Origin of the sequence: Empedobacter stercoris (assembly GCF_020281205.1) — a bacterium.
Classification (GTDB): Bacteria; Bacteroidota; Bacteroidia; order Flavobacteriales; family Weeksellaceae; genus Empedobacter; species Empedobacter stercoris.
The window spans coordinates 1-1,764 of sequence record NZ_JACXZC010000061.1 but is presented as its reverse complement, the minus strand read 5'-3'; the positions used below and the strand labels follow the sequence as shown (position 1 = coordinate 1,764).

The 1,764-nt window shown below is 33.8% G+C and carries 1 protein-coding gene; it reads right to left on the bottom strand.

Translation table 11 applies throughout. The features are described from left to right. Positions 1 to 100: 100 nt before the first annotated feature. A complete protein-coding gene (locus IF125_RS14115; RefSeq protein WP_225542921.1) occupies positions 101 to 1,639 on the bottom strand; it encodes an IS1182 family transposase in 1,539 nt (512 codons plus the stop codon). Positions 1,640 to 1,764 lie beyond the last annotated feature (125 nt).

Below are 1,764 nucleotides of genomic sequence, written 5' to 3'. Positions count from 1 at the left end.
AAAAAAGAAGCCGTCTCAATATTAAAATTTGAGGCGGTTTTTTTTATTTGAATTAATTTCCAATAAAATTTCATCATTTTAGAAAAGGGTAAAATTGCCCTTATGCAGCAATTTTCTTTCTTAAGTTGTGTGCTAAAGCCATTAATCCGAATTCTAACTCGGTTTTTTGGATTCCTTTTAACGAAAATCTTCTAAAATTGTTGTTGTGTTTCATTTGGGCAAATACAGGCTCTACATCGGCAGAGCGTTGTTTCCTTTTTTGTATTCCCGTTTGACTTGTGAGTAATTCCCTGATTTTTTCTTTATGTCTTTCAAGGTTATGATTGCGTTCTATACTTCGGTTCCCCTGAGCTTTAAAGCAGACTCCCCGCAGCGGACATCCTTCGCAATTTTGAGCCTGATAATGCGATAATTGCTGTATATATCCGGCTTGGGTTGTTTTTGTGCTTTCATGGGTTTTGTGCATTTTCTGACCAATCGGACACACATAATAATCTTCTTCTTGGTTGTAATAAAGGTTTTCTTTGCTAAAGGTTTTGTGTTTTTTTTGGTAATTTTTATCTTGTTCTTTTTCAAAAGTATTGTACTTCACATAAGCGGTCAGCTCTTCTTTTTCAAGGTAATCGTAGTTCTCTTCGCTCCCATAGCCTGCATCGGCTGTAATGTTTTCTATTTTTTTAAAGATTTCTTCGCCATAAGTTTCTTTAAGATTTTCTAAGTGTGGCTTTAAAGTTTTGGTATCTGTAGGGTTTTGATGTAAAGTGTAATTAATAATGATTTGGTTTTCTGTTGATATTTGGGCGTTGTAACCAGGTTTTAACTGTCCGTTTTGCATATGATCTTCTTTCATACGCATAAAAGTTGCATCAGGATCTGTTTTGCTGTATGAGTTTCTTTCGCCTAAAATAGCTTCTTGTTCTTCATATTTGCGAAGATTTTTTTCAAAATTTTGTTTGATGTAACGCAGTTTTGCTTTAGATTTCTTGGAAGCTTTTTCATTACCCGATAATTTGGTATCTATCTGTTTAACGGTTTTTTGGATCACTTCCTGACTGATTTCCTTGAACTGAGGCGGTTCGGTATCAGGATCGTCATCATTAGATATACTTTGGGCATAATTCCATAAGTCTTCTAACTGAGTAAGCATTTTAGCTTTGTTGGTTTTAATGCTTTTACCCCAAACAAAAGTGTATCTGCCTGCCTGAGCTTCTATTTTTGTGCCATCGGTATAAATTTGTTTCATTGAAATCAATCCTTCCTCTGCCAGCATCATGACCACTTGTTTAAAGATTTCTTTAAAACTATCTTTTAATTTATCACTTCTAAATCGGTTAATGGTATTGTGATCCACAGTGCTCATTCCAGTAAGCCACATAAAGTTGATGTTTTCTCTGATAGCCAACTCTATTTTTCGTGAAGAATAAACATTACTCATATAAGCATAAATCATCACCTTTAATAACATTTTTGGATGATAACCCGGATTACCTTCTTTACTGTAGGCTTTTAATAGTGGTTGGATATTAATGGACTCTACAACTTGATCAACTACCCGAACAGGATGTTTTTCTGAAATTAAGTCGTCAAACGAATAAGAAAAAAGTGCGGTTTGACGCTGATTGTAATGCTTGAAATTCATAGAGAAATAGATGGAATTCTTACATTAAATTTACAAAAACTACAGTAAAAATCCAACTATACAAGAACATATATATTCTAAAAAGCAAAAAAAAGAAGCTGTCTAGTTTTGAGACAGCTTCTTTT

What these genes read in the sequence shown, in the direction of transcription:
- IF125_RS14115 (WP_225542921.1), bottom strand. Translation starts at nt 1,639, where the DNA reads ATGAATTTCAAGCATTACAATCAGCGTCAAACCGCACTTTTTTCTTAT.